Genomic DNA, 19,478 nt, shown 5'->3' with positions numbered 1-19,478 from the left:
GCTTGGGGCACGTTTATTGGTACCGTCGAAACGTGCCGTGACTAAATCAGATAAGGCTGCAACTTCAGTCACCAGTTCTTTAATCTTGTCCGACTTGTCCGAACCATCCAAGGTTGCGACCAGTTCAATCGGGCTTTCCAGACGTTGCAAGAGTGTTTTAAGTTGTGCTGAAGTGTTTTGGTCTAACATGGCTAACGTCTCCAAGGGAGTAAATGCTTATTTAATAAAGCTATACTAGGATAAATATTTAAATAGGTAAAACAGTTTGTTTTTATTATTATAATCGAAATATCAAATTAAATGAATTTTATCCTGTTTTCTAAGCATTCTCCCTTAAGCATGACTAAAATCAACTGCCTGAAAGAAGGCATCATAAAAATAACAAAAGCCCTTATGTGGGCTTTTGTATTGCATCATTTAAGCTGCATACGCTGCTCAACCCTGAATATCCGTCTTTTTAAATGCTGCGACAGCAGCAGCAGAATTGCACTTAAAATTCCGAACAGTAGGGCGGCGGCAATAATTAAAATTTGTACCACTGAACTCATCTGCTCTGCCTGAGCTACCTGTCTGGAAACCATTTTTGCCATTGGCGTTAAACTCTGACCATAAAGCTGGTGCTGCATGGTCCAAAGCTGTTCGGGTTTAAAACCATATTCAAAAAAATCAGGATCTGTTTTTTCCGCTTTCACTAAAGCAAGAACTTGTGGAATAGCCGCATCCTTATCCACCGGTGTATGCAGCAGCGCAGCTTGTGCCAGCAGATAAGCTTTGACGGGCTCATCTACATTACTACGCTGTAAATACTGGGCCAATTCGCTTTGCTGAATATTTTTATCATAGTGAATGACGTCACTATAGGCCTCATTTTCTTCATTACTTAAATCATATTGCAGATAGGTCAAGCCGGACCACAGCACAATAAAGGCAATCAGCCAGCCCACAAACTTCAAAATAAAAGACTGAAAACGGACATAGAAAAACCGTATTTTCTTTAAAAAATGAATGACAAAAAACGCGCCCATAAAAGAAACAAACAGCTTCAGAATCAGCCAGCCAAACCATGACAGCAGGTTGCTAAAATAATCCCGATGCTGACCCAGTTCAGCAAGGTTTGCATCGACACTGAGCGGGATATGCAATTGTTTCAGTTCCGTCGTAATACCGAAAAAACTATAGACAAAATCATGTTGCAGAAAAAAAGCCACCACGGAAGCCAGGAAAATGGTGCTGCTGGTGATCGCCCATAACATCACATTGCGTTGACGCTTCTTCAGCATCACCACACCATTTTCAATCTGTTGCGGATTCACGGCATATTCATCTAAGGGCGGCAAACGCTTTCTCCTAAAGTGCAGACAATGAACTTAAACGAATAGTTAAGATTTATTCACTCCACTGTTACTGGATTCTATCACCAAATGGTTCAGATTTTCCTGCAAGGCACGTAAACGCGTTGTCGCTTCGGCGCGTTTTTGCATCCCCTCTTTTTGTACCTGAATCACGTCGTTCACTGTTTTAATGAGGGTATTCTGCACATGTTCAAGCGTTTCGATATCAATCACTGAACGCTGGTTGGCTTTGGCCGTAGCCACCGAATTTTGGTGCAGCAAGTCGGCATTACGGCGTAACAGGTCATTGGTGGCATCATCAATGCTATTGGCCAGCTGGACACTGTTTTTCTGTTCATGCAGGGAAATAGCCAAGCTGATCTGATTCTTCCATGCCGGTAAGGTAATGTTTTTAATGGCATAAAATTTGTCGACCAGCATCAGGTTATTGGACTGGATAATCCGGATCATGGGCAAGGTTTGCATGGCAGACTGCTGTAAAACCTGTAAGTCACTGACCCGTTTTTCCAGATTATTGGCCAGATGATTCAGGTCATAGACTTTTTGCACCGTAGGTTGATCTTGGGTCTGGGCCATTAAATGTGCAATGTGCTGCTGAATTTCCTGCTCTTTCAATTTTCCCGCTGCAATATAAATGCCCAGCTGTCTGTATTCCTCCTGCACACCCTGAAACATTTTATCCAAAGTGTCCACCCGGGTTTTCAAGCCCGATTGGGATGTTTCAATTTCCTTGACCAGCACATCAATCTGTTCTTTGGTGCTGTTAAAATGCTGATCAAAGTTTTGCTTGGCGCCTTTCATTTTACTGATCAGGCCGCCCAGGAAACCGGAACTCTTTTTCTTGTTTAAGATACTGCTGCTATTCAGCTGCAGGGCAACCTGCACCACCTGATTTAACTTTTGGCCGGTCGTGTCCAGTTCTTTGTTTTGTACAAGATTCAGCAGTTCATCGGTATAACCCGACGTTTTTGTTGCAATATTCTTCCCATATTCCGCCACTGCATTATGGCTCATTTCAGCCAGTTCTTTATGTGCATTCATCACTTCATTAAAGTCTGAATGCTGCAAACCAATTTCTTGTAAATTCAGTTGCTGAAACTTTTGCTGAACAAGATCCTGAGTGACTTCAGCGGGTAAATCTTTAGGTTCAAAATCGGTCATGCTTCACCTGAATAGAATGATTAATGTATGGGTTTCTCTAGTGATTTTCTTAAAGTACGAATTAACTTCTCTCTGCTATGATCCAGCTTGTCCAGTTCAATGCCCGAACTGTTCTGCTGACTTTGTTTAACATGATATTGCCAGGCAGGAATCAGTACCTGCTGTGCCTCTTTAAAACGGTCCAGCAAAGTAAAAGAAAGCTGCTGCGACAACTGCATTTGTGTAATTGCAATATCATTACTGGCTTGCAAAGTTTGTAATGAATTGATTTTTTTAGATAACCTTTCAGAAAAGTTATCCAGAGGATGGACATTCCTGACGAAATTTGGATATTCCAGCAAAAACTCTTGCGCAGCCCGAATGTATTTCGCCATTTGCTCCCGATACCCGAGCAACTGCTGAAAGCGTGCCTGGGACTTCTGTATTTCAATCTGCAATTTTTGACTTAAGTGATTGGCCCGATTAAGCAATTGATCCAGGTTTTTGTAATACTCGACCTGCCCGGAACCATATTCCAGATCAATCCCCAGCCACTTTTGCAAGGCATTAAATTTGCGGCTGCTTAAATATTTTTTTGAATCGGCCAATGCCTGAATCAGCTGTTCTATGGTGCTGCTTAATTGCTGGGTCAGATGTGGATCGACTCCGTTTAATAGAACGGACTGAGCCTGAATGACTGAATCGGCATAATGATTCAGACGATACTGATCCTGCAGCAAAGGAACCAAATCATTTTGCTGAATAGAGAGCAGTTCAGCCCGATTCACTTCAATGTCGGCCAAGGCAACAAGCATATCTATCTGAGACATAATATTGGAAACTCAACAAAATCATTTTTATAGTACGGCTTTTGTAGCAAAGATCATGTAGTGTTTTGCAATTTTTCTAGACCTGCATCAGAGCTGTTGCAAAAGCTAAGATACGGTTCGGCAATTCGTCGGAAAAACAACCTGCTCCAACACAATAATTAATTTATTATTCAAATATTTATAAAATAAAAGACTCATACAGATCATTTTCAGCAAGTATTTTTATCGGATTGTCGGGGATTTGATTACTGAATTCTTTATCCTATGCTTCAGCGAATACAGGAGTATTCGACAGCAATGAAAATTCAAATAAAAAATCGATTTCATGGAGCTGAATCGGAGAATAATATTATGAAAAATCAAAATTTTTTCCTCAAATGGAGTGTAAAGACATTATTTGCATCACTCGCATTTACATCCCTCAATGGCAATACAGCAACATCGGTAATGCCTGCACCAGCGAATAGCCAACAGGTCTTTTTTGTAGGCAATAACTGGGATGGAACAGTGACCGTCATTCGTCCATCGGGTGATTTTGGCAAGATCGGTGTGATCAACATGGTTCCTGATCGCAAAGAGCGTTTGTTGGAAATCCACCTCAATCCAATTAAACTGATTGCCTATACTTATATCCAGGCCACCGCCGGGGAAGGTAATGATCAGCTGGTAGATGATATGTACTCTACGCCAGATGGTCAGTCAGTGGTTGTCTCTCGCCCAAGTTTTGCCGATGTCGTTTCGATTAATATTGCGACGGGAAAAATCAACTGGCGTACTCCTGTAGAAGGGTTCCGTGCCGACCATATGGCGGTTTCTCCTGATGGCAAACGCTTAGCCGTATCGGCATCTTCTGGCAATGTGGTTCATGTGCTGGATATCAACACGGGGAAAGAATTGGGACGCTTTGCAACAGGCGACAAACCGCATGAAAATATTTTCTTTAACAGTGGCACAAAAATTCTAAACTCAGCCATTGGTAATGTGGAAACCTCTATGGATGCTGCATGGCAAGATTTCACCAAGGGGAAACGATTCCTCACCATTGCCGATGCAAATACCTTTAAAGTCCTCAAGACCATCGATTTCCGTCCGGCGCTGGATGCAGTGGGCCGTAAAGATCTGTCCAACTCTGTACGTCCGATTGTCCTGAGCAATGACGAAAGTAAAATTTATGCCCAGGTTTCATTTTTTAACGGTTTAATCGAATACGACCTGAATCAGAATAAAGTTACTCGCATTGGTCAATTACCGGGCAGCTCGACAATTCCTTCAGACCGAACCAAATATGTAAACGACTCGCGTCATCATGGATTGTCGATTAGTGGCGATGGTGAAAAACTGTGTGTCGCCGGTACCATGGATGACTATGCAACGATTGTCGACCGTTCAACCTTAAAAGCGGGCAAGCTAATTCCTGCAGGCAAACCCTACTGGGCAACACAAAGTCCTGATGGCAAAAGCTGTGTAATTTCTGAGAGTGAGACTGATGTGGTTACCGTGATTGATTTTGCAACAGGCGAAAAAGTAAGGAGTGTTCCTGTAGGAAATCACCCGCAACGTGTTCGGATCGGTTATGCACCTGCGGGCTGGTCAACACCTTAACTGTTAATTTTTTATCAATTGTACGGACCTGATCTTTAGATTGGGTCTGCTTTCATTTAAATGCAAGAGCAGGATTTCTGGCATGGATTGCAGTATACGACTTGGTCTTATCATTGGTTTTATTGTGACCTTGTCACTCTTCCTGATGGTTTATATATTTAAACCGCTTCCCCCGTCCCCTCCATCTGCATCATATACAGCCCATGCAAAAGAAAAACCCTCTCCAGCTGTAGTCGCTCCTGCTGAAGTTGAAAAGGAAGCGGTATCTGGCACACCAGTTCAAACAGATACAGTGTCGGCATCCAGTCAGGCAGCACTCATTCAACAGCGTGACCAACTGTATAAAGATTTTGCAAGAATTAGCGACGCGTTGAGCCATGGTCAACAACCCGATTTACGTCAGGTAAGCCAAATGCTGGAACAGCAAAAACAGCTGGTTAAAACAGGTACGGTTGCTGCAGATGAAGCCATTTCATATTGCCAGTTTTTAAGGCAGATTTTACCTGCCATGGAGCATCAGATTGATCAAAATATTATAGATTTAGAGAAGCTTAAGCGTAGCGCTAAATAGAAGTACAGTCGTGATGATAAATAACGTTAATGAACTTCTTTTATTAACGCCTTTTATTTTTCTCTCTAAAGGAGAAATAAAATGCAAACAGCTTTAATCAATCTCTTTCAAACAATCCCGACACAGCTTGATTTCTTTATCATCAACCGTGTAGTCAACTTCAGTAGTACCATGCAGGCCGAATAAGCACATTAAGAATTGGAGCATCATTTTTTCCAAAAAAAAGTCCCATGCGAGGGATGCATAGGACTAAAACTAAAGAAACTACAGCGTTTCAATTTGTTGGCGCATTCTAAATATGTATTTAAAATATATGAATAGCAAAAACTACCAAAATTTATAAAAGAAGAAATTTTATAGATAAAAACCACAGTATTTTCATGCCTTGGTTTTATTTATATTCTAGAAAAAGAAAAGCCCCGATATATTAATGACGAGGCTTATATGTCGTAATACTTTCGACAAAAGATAAAAATCTTCAATAAAAAAACCTGCTTAACTCTCCAAGATTAAACAGGCTTAATTGCGCTAATATCTTAGAATTTTTGGAGTTATTATTTGTTTTCAGTGAATATAAGATTAAATTATTTCAACATTGTGAAAATAAGAAAATATGATTATTAATTTAATTAATCGCATTTTTTTTGATCAGCTATTACTTCACTTCTGTCAGGCAATAACGACATGCCCTAATTTTTTTCACCATCAAGCGTGTATTCAATTTCAGTCACATCATGAAGACCCAATAAGCACATTAAGAAACGGAGCCTTACTTTTCTCCATGCAAAAAAAAGCCCACACATGGAAAGACGATGTGGGCTTATAAACTAAGAACTCTGGAAGAGCATTCAGAAACTACAGCAGTTAATGTTGGTTATTTTGTACACTATTCAAGCAACATTCAGTGGCGAAATATATCAAAAATTAAAATATTATTAATTTAATCAAAATTTTATAAAGACTTGAACAATAATATATTAAATATTAAAAAACCCGCTTAATCTGGGGATGTGATTAAGCGGGTAAAGTCTTTGATAGCCATTTTATTATTTTTATTCATGCTGTGCTCTCTTTAATGCAGTTAAAAGTTATCACTCCAAATTAAATTACAAAGTATAAAAAATATGCAGAAATGGTTTTCTACAGTTACTTTTAGTTATTTTTTGATTTTTGTTAGACAATACTCATTAAAAATTTAATCTGGGTGGCCCTGATATTGCTTACACAGAAAACATTTCTCAGGGCATTAAAAATGCTTACATTCCTGTAAGCATTTGTGGTACTTCTCGTCTTTCCGAGTGTCAGTCGTTTTTCCCAGCCAGGCGATATATAACTTCGTCTAACCTGATAAAAAATTACCCGGTATTTGCTACTCAATCAATTATTTTATTTCGTAATTTTTTGATAAATATCACATTTAATTCACGACCGACCTGATTTTGAATTGATCAGCACAGAAGTTCTATGCTGTAGTCCATCACTGCTCACAATCACACAAACTTAACCTGCATGGTCTGCGTTACTTGCTTTCGTTCTAAGTTCTGTTTGGGTGGTCACACCCGTGCTAAACCACAACGGCTATGGACTGAACCGCGCTTTCTTGGCTTAGGTATTTTCATGACGTAATTTCCAAAAATCTTGACCTAAATTTAACTGCATTATCGGTAAACAGTAGTGATTATAAAGATAATGCAGATAACGGCGAACATTATTCAAGACAATAAAAAAGGGCTTTAAGCTACTGTTTTCGCTTAAAACCCTTATTACATAAGGTTTGGAATCCTGGTAGGTATAAGCAGACTCGAACTGCTGACCTCTACGATGTCAACGTAGCGCTCTAACCAACTGAGCTATACACCTAAGTGTTGTGCATCATATTCATTTTTATTTTTTAAGACAAGTGCTTTCTATTCTTTTTTAACGTATCTGCACAAGTTTTAAGCATTTCTCTAAATTGCTTTATTTGTTGATGATTTTGCATGAATGAATATTGCTGTTGTTGATAATGCTGCGCTGTTTGAGTAAATATATGTTGCTGCTCCTGCTCTGCTGTTTCCGCCAAACGTTGCATCCAGCTATAAAAAGTTTCTGCAGGCTGCTTGTGCAAGCCAGGTTCCAATTTTTTCGAAAATTGTTGAATGGCATGCTCATAAGCTGAAACCGACCGACTGTTTCGATACACAATCCAGATAAAATAAATTAACACCACCAGCAGAATACTGAATAACATAATGATGCTACTGGTATACGCATTTTGAATACCTAACCTGGACAGCCAGCCTTGCTGCTTTTCGGCATCATAACCCACTACCTTGCTTTGCCATTGATAACTCGCGTAGTCACTCCAGATACGCATATTTTTCATCACTGCAAACTGGCGGTATTTCCACTTTTGTTCTTTGTTACCCAAAATGCTGCGATCACTTTCAATATAATCCTGCATTCCACCATCTATTCGATGGGGCGCAATAATCGCTGTAGGATCAATCCTTTGCCATTTTCCATGCAACAGCACCTCTGTCCATGCATGTGCATCGAGCTGGCGTACTTCCCAGCTGGCACGATCAGGTGCAAGCTGTCCGCCCTGATAACCCACCACCACACGTGCAGGTATTCCGACATAACGCATCAGCAAAGCAAAACTGGAGGCATAATGCTCACAAAAACCACGACGTGATTGAAACAGGAATTCATCTATCCGGTTTTCTCCCAATAATCCGGGATTCAGGGTGTAAGCAAAGTCATGCTTTCTGTACCATTGCAAAATGTTGTTTATATAGCGCTCGGGTTGCTGTCCGCTCTGCCTGAACATGTCAGATGCAAACTGGCGTGATTGCTCATCCAGGCGCCCTGGAATTTTGGTATTGATCTGTTCCAGTACGCTGGTTGTGTACAAAGCCTCCTCTTGCACCTGAGCATTCCCCAGCCATTGCAATGCAATCGGCTGATTCTGCAAAATTTGGCGTAGCGGCGTAATCCGGCCATCATGTTTTAATTCATAGTTCCGCTGCAATGGCCGTGATTGTTCCAGTCCCATCACCCACATCACATGAGGGTCAGCCGCTAAATACTGATAATCAAAACTGTCTTTGCTGTTCTGAAAACCTTGCATCGAGACGGGTTTTTCGTTTACAAAACTGCTGGTCCAGGTTTTACCGTCATACTGATCTAACACCATAGCTCGCCAATACAATTCATTGCGGCCTGGCAACTGGTTCATATCGCCAATAATTCGAAATGCCAGACTGGTCGACTGTGACAATTCGGCAATATCCCCCGGTGACATGCTGTCACTCATCCCGGTAACACTTTTTTGCACCGGAATCGGAATTGCCCAAAGTGGCGGCAAGCGCGGAAAAAACACAAACAGCAAGATAAAAAAAGGCAAAGCCAGAATCAGGAATTTGCCCACATGTTTTGCGTCACTTTGCAATGCGCCGGATGAATTTTGCAATTGCCTGAATTCATGGGTCTGTAAACGGTACAGGCCAATCAGGCAGCTGAGTAAACAGAGCACCACCATCAACGCCATCCAGATGGACTGGCTAAACAAGAATGAACTGGCACTGACAAACATGGCAAAATTAAACAGGATAATGACATCGCGCTTATTTTTGCTTTCTAAGGCTTTGGCAAATAAAAATGTCGATAAAATGGCAACGCCGGCTTCTATGCCAATAAAAGTTTGATAGTTAAAATAAATTGCAGCCAAGGCAATGAAAGTCAGGACAAAAGTCCATATTCTGGATAAAGCCCTGGTCTGATCTTTTAAGCTATAAAATAAAAAAAGGATCATCAGGGCAAAAATAAGGCTCAATAGCAGCGGATTAAACACAACCTGTGCCAGAAGTATCAATGACAGAGTCATCAGTATCGAGGTTCTGATCTGTGCATGAATCATGTTCTAAGCCTGCGCCAAAAGTTTTTTGGCCTGTAATAACTGGTTGTTACCCAGACCTGCCGCCAATTCTGCTTGCGGTAAAAAGACGGCATATGCACACTGCATTTGCTCACATTGCTCAATCAAGCCCATCATGAGACTGAGTTTTTCTTCATGCTGGGCACTTGGCATATTGTTATAATGAATTTCAATATTCATCTGCTCGTTATACTGTTCAAACACCTTGATATATAAACCTTGTCCACGTGCGGCCTGCTTCCAGGATACCGCTTGCAGACGATCTCCCAACTTGAAATTACGCAGCTCACGAAATTCATCCATATCCGGTTCAAAAGTGTGCTGATGCTGCTTGTTTTCCGCATGATAAACGGCCGCTTTAGGTGCTACCCAGGAATATTCTTTTAAATAAAAATAGGTCCAGGCACGCACTAGGCCAAAAGGATAAACTGAATATACCTGAAGGATTGGATAATCAAACCGCCCTCTTTTTTCAGTCAAAAAAGATAGGGTCATGCTGTGCTTTAATTCTGAGATGTAGATTTTTTCCAGATGCTGACTGGTTTTGACCCACAAATAACGCGGCTGCTTTTGCGCTTGCTGAAAATGGAGTTGCAAATCCAGTTGATGCCCCGCCTGTCCAACTTCATTGACTGAAACTTCAAGCTTGAGCCCATGCAACTGCTTAAAAGTTAAATAAAAACTGATACATAAAATAGCACTGACTAGAAAGCAAAAACCCAAAATCAGGTTGTTGGCATAATTTACCCCGGCAATAAAGGTCAGCAAAATCAATACGAGATACAAATACCCTTGCCGATAGATAAAAATCAAAATGTCTTTTTGCGAGAGCTGTTTGACTTTTTTAAACTGAAAGCGTTTCGCTAACCATTTTTGCCAGGGCTGGGTCAAAGGTGTAGTCAAGTGAATCACCTTTTAACTAATATGGACTTGCTGCATCAACTGCAAGGCTTCTGCTTCGCTTAAGCCCATACGATGCGACACCACAGCAGCAAACACTGCCTGCACATCATCCGGGGTCACATAACTACGCTGTTCAATAAAAGCATGCGCCTGAGCTGCTTTTTTCAAGGCCAGCAATCCACGGGTCGATAAACCATGCGGTCTTTTGCGGGTTTCAGTCGCCAGATCCAGCAGATAATCCAGCACTGCATCGGCAATATAAACTTGCGCTACCAGCTGTTGAATCACCAGAATTTCATGTTCATTAAAAACGTGTTGCAAGGTTGAAATCAGGGCATAGCGGGAATCTTGCTGTAATAACAGTTTTTCTGCCAAACGCGATGGATAGCCCAGTGACAAGCGCATCAAAAAACGGTCGAGCTGGGATTCGGGCAAGCTATACGTTCCACTCTGGAACAGGGGATTTTGGGTAGCAATTACCCAAAAAGGTTGCGGCAAGTCATAACGCACTCCATCTACCGTCACCCGTCCCTCTTCCATGGCTTCCAGCAAGGCACTTTGCGTTTTGGGACTGCAGCGGTTAATTTCATCGGCCAGCAAAATCTGGGTAAAAATGGGTCCCTGCTTGAATTCAAACTGATGTTCTTTTTGATTAAATATGTTCACCCCAATCACATCACTGGCGAGCATGTCATTGGTAAACTGGATACGCTGAAACTTCAATCCGGCAATATGCGACAAGGCACTGGACAAGGTGGTTTTACCCAGACCCGGCAAGTCTTCAAACAGCACATGTCCACCAGACAGCAGACAACATAAAGCCAGTTTGGTCTGTTGTTCTTTATCCAGAATAATGCGGTTGATTTGAGTCAAGAATGCCTGAATTTTTGCCGCAAAAAATTCCACCTGAAAATTCAGCTCTTGCTGCGCTGGTGTGAGTTCTTGTTTTTGAACTTTATTCGTACCCCAAATCACACTCTTTCCTCAATAAAAAACGGTGCATGATTAACATACACCGTTTTCCGTTTTTTCCAAACAAATCAGAAGATTTCAGACAAACATATCTTCAGCTTAGCAAGGACATTTCTTCATTCCGCCACTTGCACTTGGATAACGCGCATCCACACAGTGACGGTAAAATGTTTTAGCATCCATTGGAACCAGGTCCGGATGGTTCTTTTCCATATGCTCCAGATAGGTCTGATAATCCGGTACACCGACCATCAGGCGAAAGCTTTGCTGCAGGCGTTGCCAAATGACCTGAATAGTTTTAATGCCATTCAGCATCAACAGCTTTTTCGGTTGAGCCAGTACCGTAAACTTGATGATTTTGCCTAATGCCAGTTTCTGGCGAATTTGATCTTTTAGACTCATTTCACCTCTCCTGTCCCAATTGAATCACTGTAAATGGCTTCCGATTCCTGCACGCTTGGATTTGGATTTGCCAAGGCACGGCGAATGACGCCAATCGCAGCAAACACCATGACAATAGCCACAATCATAAAGAATCCACAAAGTACGGCATTAATCTGATTGGAGAATACAATCGTTTGCATTTCAGCAAGGTCTTTGGCTGGCTTTAAGATTTCTCCACGGGCAATGGCATCCGAGAAACGGTTGGCTTGTGCCAGGAAACCAATTTTAGGATTTTCATGGAAGATCTTTTGCCAGCCTGCAGTCATACAGGTAATGAACAGGAAAATGGTGGGAACAATCGTGATCCACACATATTTTTCTTTCTTCATTTTGAACAGAATGACCGTACCTAAAATCAGTGCCATAGCAGCCAGCATCTGGTTACCAATACCGAACAGTGGCCATAAACTGTTAATCCCGCCGAGCGGATCAACCACACCTTGGTAAACGAAGAAGCCCCAGCCTGCAACAGCCACTGCGGTACCTAACAAGTTACCAAAGAAATTGTGCGATTTTTTCACCGCAGGAATCACAATACCGACAGTATCCTGAACCATGAAACGGCAAGCACGTGTACCTGCATCCACCGCTGTTAAAATAAACAGGGCTTCAAACAGAATGGCAAAGTGATACCAGAACGCCATCATGGAACGGTTATTAAAAATTTCCGTAATAATGTGCGCCATACCAATCGCAAATGTCGGGGCACCACCGGTACGCGATAGAATTGAACTCTCACCCACTTCCTGAGCAAGCAGGGTCAAGGCTTCAGGTGTCACCACAAAGCCTAAAGTCCGCACCGCTTCTGCCGCGCTTTCAACCGTTGTACCCAGTACCGCGGCCGGTGCGTTAATTGCGAAATACACTCCAGGTTCAAGAATGGTCGCGCAAATCATCGCCATCACCGCAACGAAGGATTCCATCAGCATGCCGCCATAACCGATCACGCGAATGTCCACTTCGTTATTGACCAGCTTCGGAGTCGTTCCTGAAGAAACCAGGGCATGGAAACCGGAAATGGCACCGCAGGCAATGGTAATAAACAGGAACGGGAACATCGAACCGGCAAAGACAGGACCTGTACCATCCACGAAATGCGTTACCGCCGGCATTTTCATTTCAGGCAATGCCACCATAATGCCCACGGCCAGACCGGCAATCACGCCAATCTTCAAGAAGGTGGACAAGTAATCACGTGGAGCAAGCAGTAACCAGACCGGCAATGCCGAAGCAATAAAACCGTAAACAATCAAGCACCAGGTCAGTTGCGTACCTGAAAGGGTAAAGATGGGTCCCCAGTACGGATCAGCTGCAACATTACCGCCATAGACAATCGCCAGCATCATCAACACAAAACCAATGATAGAGACTTCTGCGATTTTACCAGGACGGATAAAGCGCATGTAAATCCCCATGAAGACTGCAATTGGAATGGTTGCGGCAATACTGAACACGCCCCATGGACTGTTGGTCAGAGCTTTTACCACCACCAAGGCAAGCACGGCAAGAATAATGATCATGACGCCTAATGCACCCAGCATCACAACGATACCTGCGAAAGATCCAAGCTCCTGCTTTGCCATTTCACCCAGTGAACGTCCATCACGGCGGGTCGAAATAAACAGAACTAAAAAGTCCTGAACAGCGCCTGCAAGCACGACCCCGACCAGCAACCAGATGGTTCCAGGCAAGTAGCCCATCTGTGCCGCAAGAATTGGCCCGACTAAAGGCCCGGCACCGGCAATGGCGGCAAAGTGGTGTCCAAACAAAACATATTTATTGGTCGGTACATAATCCAGACCATCTGCCAGACGGTGAGCGGGGGTTAAACGTCTTGCATTAAGTTCAAAAACTTTATTGGCAATAAATAAGCTATAGAAGCGATAAGCGATGCTATAGACACAGATGGCAGCTAAAACCAGCCAAACTGCATTGACATGCTCGCCTCTGCTGATGGCAAGTATTCCAAATGACACCGCACCTAGAACTGCCACCAGAAGCCACACTATTTTGGAAGTCATTGATAACTTCGGTTGAATCGTTTCCATGTAAAGCCCTCATATCTAATGCATAAATCAGCCTTAATTTTTTATTGTTCGGTATACTGCTGTTTCTTCCCTTGCGACTGTACTCCTCATATTTTGCTTTTCATCTAATACTTTGGCATAAAAAAAGGGATGATTTTGATCATCCCTTTCGATAATAGTCTATTTTAAAACCATTATGCACGTTCTAAATAGTCACCAGTACGGGTATCTACACGAACGCTTTCTTCTTGCTGTACGAATAATGGTACACGAACAACCGCGCCAGTTTCGAGTTTAGCCGGTTTGCCGCCGCCGCCAGAAGTATCACCACGTACGCCTGGATCAGTTTCCACGATTTTCAATACTACGAAGTTTGGCGCACTTACTGTCAATGGAACGCCATTGAATAACATAATTGTACACAGTTCGTTAGAATCGTCTTTTAACCATTTTGCAGCATCACCCATTGCAGTTTTGTCTGCGGCAATCTGTTCAAAAGTTTCTGGGTCCATGAAGTTCCACATTTCACCATCGTTGTACAAGTAGTTCATTTCTACTTCTACGATGTCCGCTGCTTCTAAAGAGTCACCTGATTTAAAAGTTTTTTCTAAAACTTTACCTGTTTTAAGGTTACGAAGTTTTACACGGTTGAATGCTTGACCTTTACCAGGTTTTACATATTCATTTTCCATGATTGAACATGGGTTGCCGTCAAGCATTACTTTAAGGCCTTGCTTAAAGTCATTTGTAGAATAATTGGCCATGAAAGGCTCGCTCCAAACTTACTAACTTAAATCTATTAATGCTAGACTAGCATTATTTTTAACATCTGGCATGATAAACTATTTGTATCAAGAGCAAAACTGGCAATCTCAACTGAGTGACCTGATTACGGACCCTTTAGAGTTGCTTGAAACGCTTCAGCTCTCGCCTGATCAATTATTATCAGGGGCAATCCTGGCTTCTGAAAAGTTTAAGTTGCGTGTTCCACGTGCGTTCGTCGGAAAAATGAGCATTGGTGACCCGCTTGACCCTTTGCTGTTACAAATATTGCCCCACCATCTGGAACTTGAAGATCATCCTGGATTTGTGACTGATCCTTTAAGTGAAGAACAGGCCAATCAGCAGCCAGGCGTATTACATAAATATAAATCGCGTTTTTTACTCACCTTAACCGGTGCTTGCGCAGTTCATTGTCGTTACTGTTTCCGCCGTCATTTTCCCTATCAAGAAAACCTGCCAAAAAACGAAGACTGGCTAAATATTAAACAATACATTCAAAATCAACCAGATATAAATGAAGTTATTTTGAGCGGTGGCGACCCGCTTACCCTGTACAACCGAAAACTTGCGCTGTGGATTGATCGTATTGAGTCCATGCCGCAAATTAAATTTTTGAGAATTCATTCACGGGTTCCGATCGTAATCCCCAACCGTGTCGACAATGAGCTGATTTCCCTGTTAAAAAACAGTAGGCTGCGCATTATTCTAGTGGTACACTCAAATCATGCCGCTGAGCTGGACGATTTTACCTGTTCCAAACTTTCAGCGTTGGTTCAACAACAAATTACCGTGCTGAATCAGGCAGTTTTATTAAAAGGGGTTAATAATTCTGCGCAACTGTTAGTGGATTTAAGTTACCGCCTGTTTGATGCAGGTGTGATGCCATACTATTTACACGTATTAGATAAAGTAAAAGGTGCCCATCATTTTGACTTAAGTCCTGAAGAAATTAATCTGATATATAAAGAGGTTTTAGAGAACCTGCCGGGATATTTGGTTCCTAAACTCGTTAGGGAAATAGCGGGCGAAAAAAATAAAACACCGCTTTTTGGAGTTTCAACTTTTTGAGTTAATAATAACGATGCTTATGAGTAATTCAGATATCTTCCAAACACCAACAGAGTTAAAGTTGGAAAAATTAAGCTTTTGCCCAACGAATGCAAAGGGGTTACAAGAATGGGTATCTAATTTATCCATTCTTCAACTGGGGAATTCTTCTAAAGAACTTTTCAATGCATTGCTGGAAATATCAGAACTTAAATGTCCGGAAATGTTGCGTTTTGACTTGATTCAAATCCTGCATCCGACCCTGGATAATGTTTTAAGCAGTCTGGAAAAGCATTTTTTCAATCAGGGGCTGGCGAGCAATGACCGCAGTGATCAGATTATTGAACTGGCGATGCTGTTACGTAGTCACTTTGCTAAAATTTATATCGATATCTCAAAACGCTGCAACACCCAGCTCAGCATGCAAAAGTTTTCTCTATTTGCATTCAACCAGAAGAAAAGTTTGCAGACTGCCAGAATCGTGTCTACTTATTATGCCTTGCAGCAGCTGTCTTTATTGCTTTATCAACAGCATCTGCTCTATAGCACGCCTTTATTTGGACAATGGTTAATTGCACATCAGCTGATTGAATGTGCAATTAAAAATAATTTTTATCAAACCAATATTAACCAGATTTTAGACACGCAACATCCTTTACAAACCGTTGCTCAGGCTTATTCACAACTGGTGTTGCTGGAAATTTTGAATACTCATCAAATTCGGCCTTCTGAAATGCAGGGCTTATATTTATGCAGTTTCGACTGGGCAAAACTGGTCCATATCTTACCTAAGGAAACGACGCTTTCTCGTTATATTGTCGATATTCATAAAGACTATCCCCCTGTTTTCAATGTCAATCAATCCAGTTTATATAAACCGACCATTTATATTTCAACGCAAAATTTATTAGATCACCTCTCGGAAACCCAAACCAAAAAGTCGGGTTATCTGTCGCGTAATGAAAAGTTATTCTTAACGCCGGCGCTACATTTCCATATTCACAATCTGCTTACGACCAATACGGAACGTCGTCATGAGCGTTATGAATATTCTGCACAATTACAAATCTGCTTCAGCCTTTCAGTGGCACATTTTTACCTCTCTAAGGGCAAAAACTTTCATGAGACTCTGGATCTAGATGGCAATTATCAGTTCCACAATGAAAGCAGCTTTATTAATTCGATGAATTCGAATATTCCTGCTGAAATGACGACGGCGAAAACTCTAGACCGGGAAGCCAAACAAATTTATTCAACTGAAGTTCTGGACATCAGTGTCAATGGTTACAGAATTAAATGGAATGGCGCTGCACCTTCGAATTTGAAAACCGGCGAATTTATTTTAATTCAGGAAAATACCCACAGTCCCTGGCGTGGTGGTGTGATCCGCTGGATCAAGCAGTCCACAGCCAAAAGCCTGGAACTGGGACTGGAAGTCCTGGCACAAGATTTATTCCCTTGTGCTGTCATGATCAAAACTGATCGTCATAGCCATAACTACCAACCTGCCCTGATCGTTCAGTCTAGCCAGCTTGATGAGGTATCCACCAGCCTGATCGTTTCCGGTTCACATATGTTTAGAGAAAAACAAACCATTCATCTGCGCTTGGGACAAGAAGAAATAAAAATTTATTTAACCAAAGCACAAATCATTACACAAAGTTTTATTCATTTTGAGTTCGAATTACTGAATGAGCATCAAGAAAACCTGATCAAGAACTTTATTAATAAGCAAACGAATGAAGTCAAGAATCACGATTTATGGGAAGCATTGAAGTGAGAAATCCATTATTGTCCAAAAAGTTAAAGCGTACTGAAACACGTTTACTCATTATCGATGACAATCAGATCCGTTTTAACCAAATTCGTGACCTTTTAACATCAAGTGAACATGTGGTACATGCTACCTTGCTGGATGACTTACAAAATTTTGAAAAACAATTACATCATCCATGGGATCTGGTGATTTTTGGCCGTGCTTATGACCTGAAATATGAACAGGCGTTAAGCTTAATCCGTCTGTCTAAGCAACCCAACCTTCCTATGATCCTGCTCAAGCCTGATGATTATCAAGCTGATCAATATGCGGGATATATTCGTAAAGGCGTCTATGACATTCTTAATCTGGATTATCCAGATCGTTTTTATCTCGGGCTTTTACGTGCACTTTCACTCAGTCGTTTGGTCCTGACGCAACAACATTTAATGGAAGAGCTAGAAACAGCTCAAACGCATGCCCAGTCTTTAGTTCAAGAGAGCAACAAAGCCATTGCATTGATTCAGGAAGGTATTCATGTTCAGGCAAATCCTGAATATTTAGCACTTTTTGGAATTAAGGATGAAGATGAGATTGTTGGACTTCCCCTGCTGGATCTGCTTCAGCCTAAAGATTTAAATGACTTTAAGCTACGTTTTAAAAAAATTTCACAAGGTCAGTTTGATTTGGGGCGTTTTGAAATCAACAGCCTCAATGATCAGGTCTCTATTCCCAACCCGCTTAAAATCGAGTTTTTGCCCTCTACGGATGAAGAAGATGCGGTACAAATTACCGTTGATATGGACTCTTCACCATCAGCTCAGGCGACCTCTCCGACTGATGCGCAAAAGCCGAATACTTATCAGCTGATTAATCGCACAATTACTCAACAGCCTTCTGATATCAATGCCTTGGTTCTATTCTCCTTGACTTCCTGCCCGGACAGCATTTTTGAAGGTGAATGGGATACTTTCAAAAATTATTTCAGCAATATCAAGGAATTTTTAAAAGAACAAACCCATGTACCCTTATTTGAAATGAGTTCCGGAATTTACGTTGCTTTGTTCCAAGCTGAATCCAAAGCCAAGTTAGAGTCCAAACTTATCGGTTTAAGCTCGCTGAAAAAACCGCAATTGCTGTCGATTAACCAAACATCTTATCCGCTTAATCTCAGAATTGGCTATACACTATTAGATACTGAAATTCGCGATGAAAAACATTTTGAACAATTTATTGCTTCAGCCTACAAGACTGTTTTACCGGAAAATCAGCCGACTCCAGCACTTGAATTAGAAACACCATTAGACATTCCAAGCATTGATCTGCACCAGTCCGAAATTAAGGCAGCACCGAGTTCGCCTGAAGCAGCCCTACTCCGAGCCTTGCAACAAAGTCTGGATCGAGGTGAAATTCATCTTAAATATCAGCAACTTTACGACAAGCAAGACACCAATTTATATACTTATGAAGTGACCAGTGGCTTTATTTATGAAAATACCTGGAAAGATTTGGCAGGTTTAAGAGAACTTGCAGAAGATCCTGAATTATCTATTAAACTGGATCGCTGGATACTCGTGGAGTCATGTAAACAGCTGCATAACTTCATTACTCAATATCCTGAAGCAAAATTGATTGTAAATCTGAATAAAGCGGTTCTCTTACACGATCGCACTTTCCCTGAATTTATTTCAAAACTGATTACCATTGTGCGCAGTAAATTGAAGCATCCGTTAATTTTACAATTTTCGGAAGAAGATATTAGTCAGAATATTTCAGATGCCCAAAAGTATATTGCCCAGTTACGTCAATTTGGTGCTGAGGTCTCTCTTCGAGACTTTGGGAATACCATCTATAGCGAGTCGATGTTACGTCAACTGGATGTGAATTGTTTAACCTTGCATCAAAATTTGACCAAAATGTTGCAGGCAGAAAAAACAACCCAGGAGTTACAGGAAAAACTGAGCGCTTTCCTGGAAATCAAACCTGGCGAAATCATGCTGCGTGACCTGAATGACATGACCCTGTTTGCGAATGCATGGAATGTGGATGCACGTTTTATTCAGGGCGATTATTTCCAGAAAAAACTAGATCATTTGATTGATGTACAAGACCAGTAGGTCTTGTACAAAGTC

Annotated in this window: 14 protein-coding genes, 1 tRNA gene and 1 pseudogene; 5 read left to right on the top strand and 11 right to left on the bottom strand. The window is 41.6% G+C overall.

Going from position 1 to position 19,478, the window contains the following annotated elements:
• From ACPUEY_RS04500 to ACPUEY_RS04485, 4 genes and pseudogenes are all read right to left on the bottom strand, one after another.
• Window positions 1-189, bottom strand: a pseudogene (locus tag ACPUEY_RS04500) (alkyl hydroperoxide reductase subunit F); the annotation flags it as partial.
• Window positions 190-413: 224 nt separating this feature from the next.
• Window positions 414-1,337: a hypothetical protein gene (locus ACPUEY_RS04495; protein WP_425121278.1), complete on the bottom strand. Its 924-nt coding sequence runs from the start codon at window positions 1,335-1,337 to the stop codon at window positions 414-416.
• 42 nt (window positions 1,338-1,379) lie between these two features.
• Window positions 1,380-2,513, bottom strand: a complete 1,134-nt coding sequence (locus ACPUEY_RS04490; protein WP_425121276.1) for a toxic anion resistance protein — start codon at window positions 2,511-2,513, stop codon at window positions 1,380-1,382.
• Window positions 2,514-2,533: 20 nt separating this feature from the next.
• On the bottom strand, window positions 2,534-3,322 hold the full coding sequence (locus ACPUEY_RS04485) for a tellurium resistance protein (RefSeq protein WP_131273338.1): 789 nt from the start codon (window positions 3,320-3,322) through the stop codon (window positions 2,534-2,536).
• Window positions 3,323-3,673: 351 nt separating this feature from the next.
• Between ACPUEY_RS04485 and ACPUEY_RS04480 the strand changes: the two genes are divergently transcribed.
• Entirely contained in the window at window positions 3,674-4,924 is a 1,251-nt protein-coding gene (locus ACPUEY_RS04480) for a YncE family protein (protein WP_425121275.1), read from the top strand.
• Window positions 4,925-5,006: 82 nt separating this feature from the next.
• On the top strand, window positions 5,007-5,495 hold the full coding sequence (locus ACPUEY_RS04475) for a hypothetical protein (RefSeq protein ID WP_425121274.1): 489 nt from the start codon (window positions 5,007-5,009) through the stop codon (window positions 5,493-5,495).
• Between the two features lie 1,783 nt (window positions 5,496-7,278).
• Here the strand turns inward: ACPUEY_RS04475 and ACPUEY_RS04470 are convergent.
• The 7 genes from ACPUEY_RS04470 to efp form a co-directional block, all read right to left on the bottom strand.
• Window positions 7,279-7,355 (bottom strand) — tRNA-Val (locus ACPUEY_RS04470).
• A gap of 31 nt (window positions 7,356-7,386) precedes the next feature.
• Window positions 7,387-9,396, bottom strand: a complete 2,010-nt coding sequence (locus ACPUEY_RS04465) for a transglutaminaseTgpA domain-containing protein (RefSeq protein WP_425121273.1) — start codon at window positions 9,394-9,396, stop codon at window positions 7,387-7,389.
• 3 nt (window positions 9,397-9,399) lie between these two features.
• A complete protein-coding gene (locus tag ACPUEY_RS04460; RefSeq protein ID WP_425121279.1) occupies window positions 9,400-10,305 on the bottom strand; it encodes a DUF58 domain-containing protein in 906 nt (301 codons plus the stop codon).
• A gap of 24 nt (window positions 10,306-10,329) precedes the next feature.
• A complete protein-coding gene (locus ACPUEY_RS04455; protein WP_228143244.1) occupies window positions 10,330-11,235 on the bottom strand; it encodes an AAA family ATPase in 906 nt (301 codons plus the stop codon).
• Window positions 11,236-11,388: 153 nt separating this feature from the next.
• A complete protein-coding gene (locus ACPUEY_RS04450) occupies window positions 11,389-11,691 on the bottom strand; it encodes a YbdD/YjiX family protein (protein WP_092818535.1) in 303 nt (100 codons plus the stop codon).
• Window positions 11,688-13,781, bottom strand: a complete 2,094-nt coding sequence (locus ACPUEY_RS04445; RefSeq protein WP_092818536.1) for a carbon starvation CstA family protein — start codon at window positions 13,779-13,781, stop codon at window positions 11,688-11,690. The genes ACPUEY_RS04450 and ACPUEY_RS04445 overlap by 4 nt, the downstream gene beginning before the upstream one ends.
• 173 nt (window positions 13,782-13,954) lie before the next feature.
• Window positions 13,955-14,524, bottom strand: coding sequence for an elongation factor P (efp, locus tag ACPUEY_RS04440; RefSeq protein ID WP_092818537.1), 570 nt, complete (start codon window positions 14,522-14,524; stop codon window positions 13,955-13,957).
• 70 nt (window positions 14,525-14,594) lie between these two features.
• On the opposite strand from efp, the gene epmB reads away from it, so the two are divergent.
• Genes epmB through ACPUEY_RS04425 form a run of 3 tightly spaced genes read left to right on the top strand, consistent with a single transcriptional unit; the run spans window position 14,595 to window position 19,463 of the window.
• A complete protein-coding gene (gene epmB / locus ACPUEY_RS04435) occupies window positions 14,595-15,611 on the top strand; it encodes an EF-P beta-lysylation protein EpmB (RefSeq protein ID WP_425121272.1) in 1,017 nt (338 codons plus the stop codon).
• A 13-nt stretch (window positions 15,612-15,624) separates the two neighbouring features.
• Window positions 15,625-17,370 (top strand): GTPase, encoded by a 1,746-nt coding sequence (locus ACPUEY_RS04430; protein ID WP_425121271.1) that lies wholly within the window; start codon window positions 15,625-15,627, stop codon window positions 17,368-17,370.
• Complete coding sequence (locus ACPUEY_RS04425; protein ID WP_425121270.1) at window positions 17,352-19,463, top strand: EAL domain-containing protein; 2,112 nt, start codon at window positions 17,352-17,354, stop codon at window positions 19,461-19,463. Before ACPUEY_RS04430 ends, ACPUEY_RS04425 begins: the two co-directional genes overlap by 19 nt.
• Window positions 19,464-19,478 lie beyond the last annotated feature (15 nt).

The sequence above is a fragment of the Acinetobacter sp. G11 genome (assembly GCF_049808495.1).
Classification (GTDB): domain Bacteria; phylum Pseudomonadota; class Gammaproteobacteria; order Pseudomonadales; family Moraxellaceae; genus Acinetobacter; species Acinetobacter kookii.
This window is presented reverse-complemented; position numbering and strand designations above follow the sequence as displayed.

Coding starts and splice junctions, on each gene's coding strand:
- ACPUEY_RS04445 (WP_092818536.1), bottom strand. CDS start 13,781: ATGGAAACGATTCAACCGAAGTTATCAATGACTTCCAAAATAGTGTGG.
- ACPUEY_RS04475 (WP_425121274.1), top strand. CDS start 5,007: ATGGATTGCAGTATACGACTTGGTCTTATCATTGGTTTTATTGTGACC.
- ACPUEY_RS04490 (WP_425121276.1), bottom strand. CDS start 2,513: ATGACCGATTTTGAACCTAAAGATTTACCCGCTGAAGTCACTCAGGAT.
- ACPUEY_RS04425 (WP_425121270.1), top strand. CDS start 17,352: ATGGGAAGCATTGAAGTGAGAAATCCATTATTGTCCAAAAAGTTAAAG.
- ACPUEY_RS04480 (WP_425121275.1), top strand. CDS start 3,674: ATGAAAAATCAAAATTTTTTCCTCAAATGGAGTGTAAAGACATTATTT.
- epmB (WP_425121272.1), top strand. CDS start 14,595: ATGATAAACTATTTGTATCAAGAGCAAAACTGGCAATCTCAACTGAGT.
- ACPUEY_RS04450 (WP_092818535.1), bottom strand. CDS start 11,691: ATGAGTCTAAAAGATCAAATTCGCCAGAAACTGGCATTAGGCAAAATC.
- ACPUEY_RS04485 (WP_131273338.1), bottom strand. CDS start 3,322: ATGTCTCAGATAGATATGCTTGTTGCCTTGGCCGACATTGAAGTGAAT.
- ACPUEY_RS04465 (WP_425121273.1), bottom strand. CDS start 9,396: ATGATTCATGCACAGATCAGAACCTCGATACTGATGACTCTGTCATTG.
- efp (WP_092818537.1), bottom strand. CDS start 14,524: ATGGCCAATTATTCTACAAATGACTTTAAGCAAGGCCTTAAAGTAATG.
- ACPUEY_RS04430 (WP_425121271.1), top strand. CDS start 15,625: ATGCTTATGAGTAATTCAGATATCTTCCAAACACCAACAGAGTTAAAG.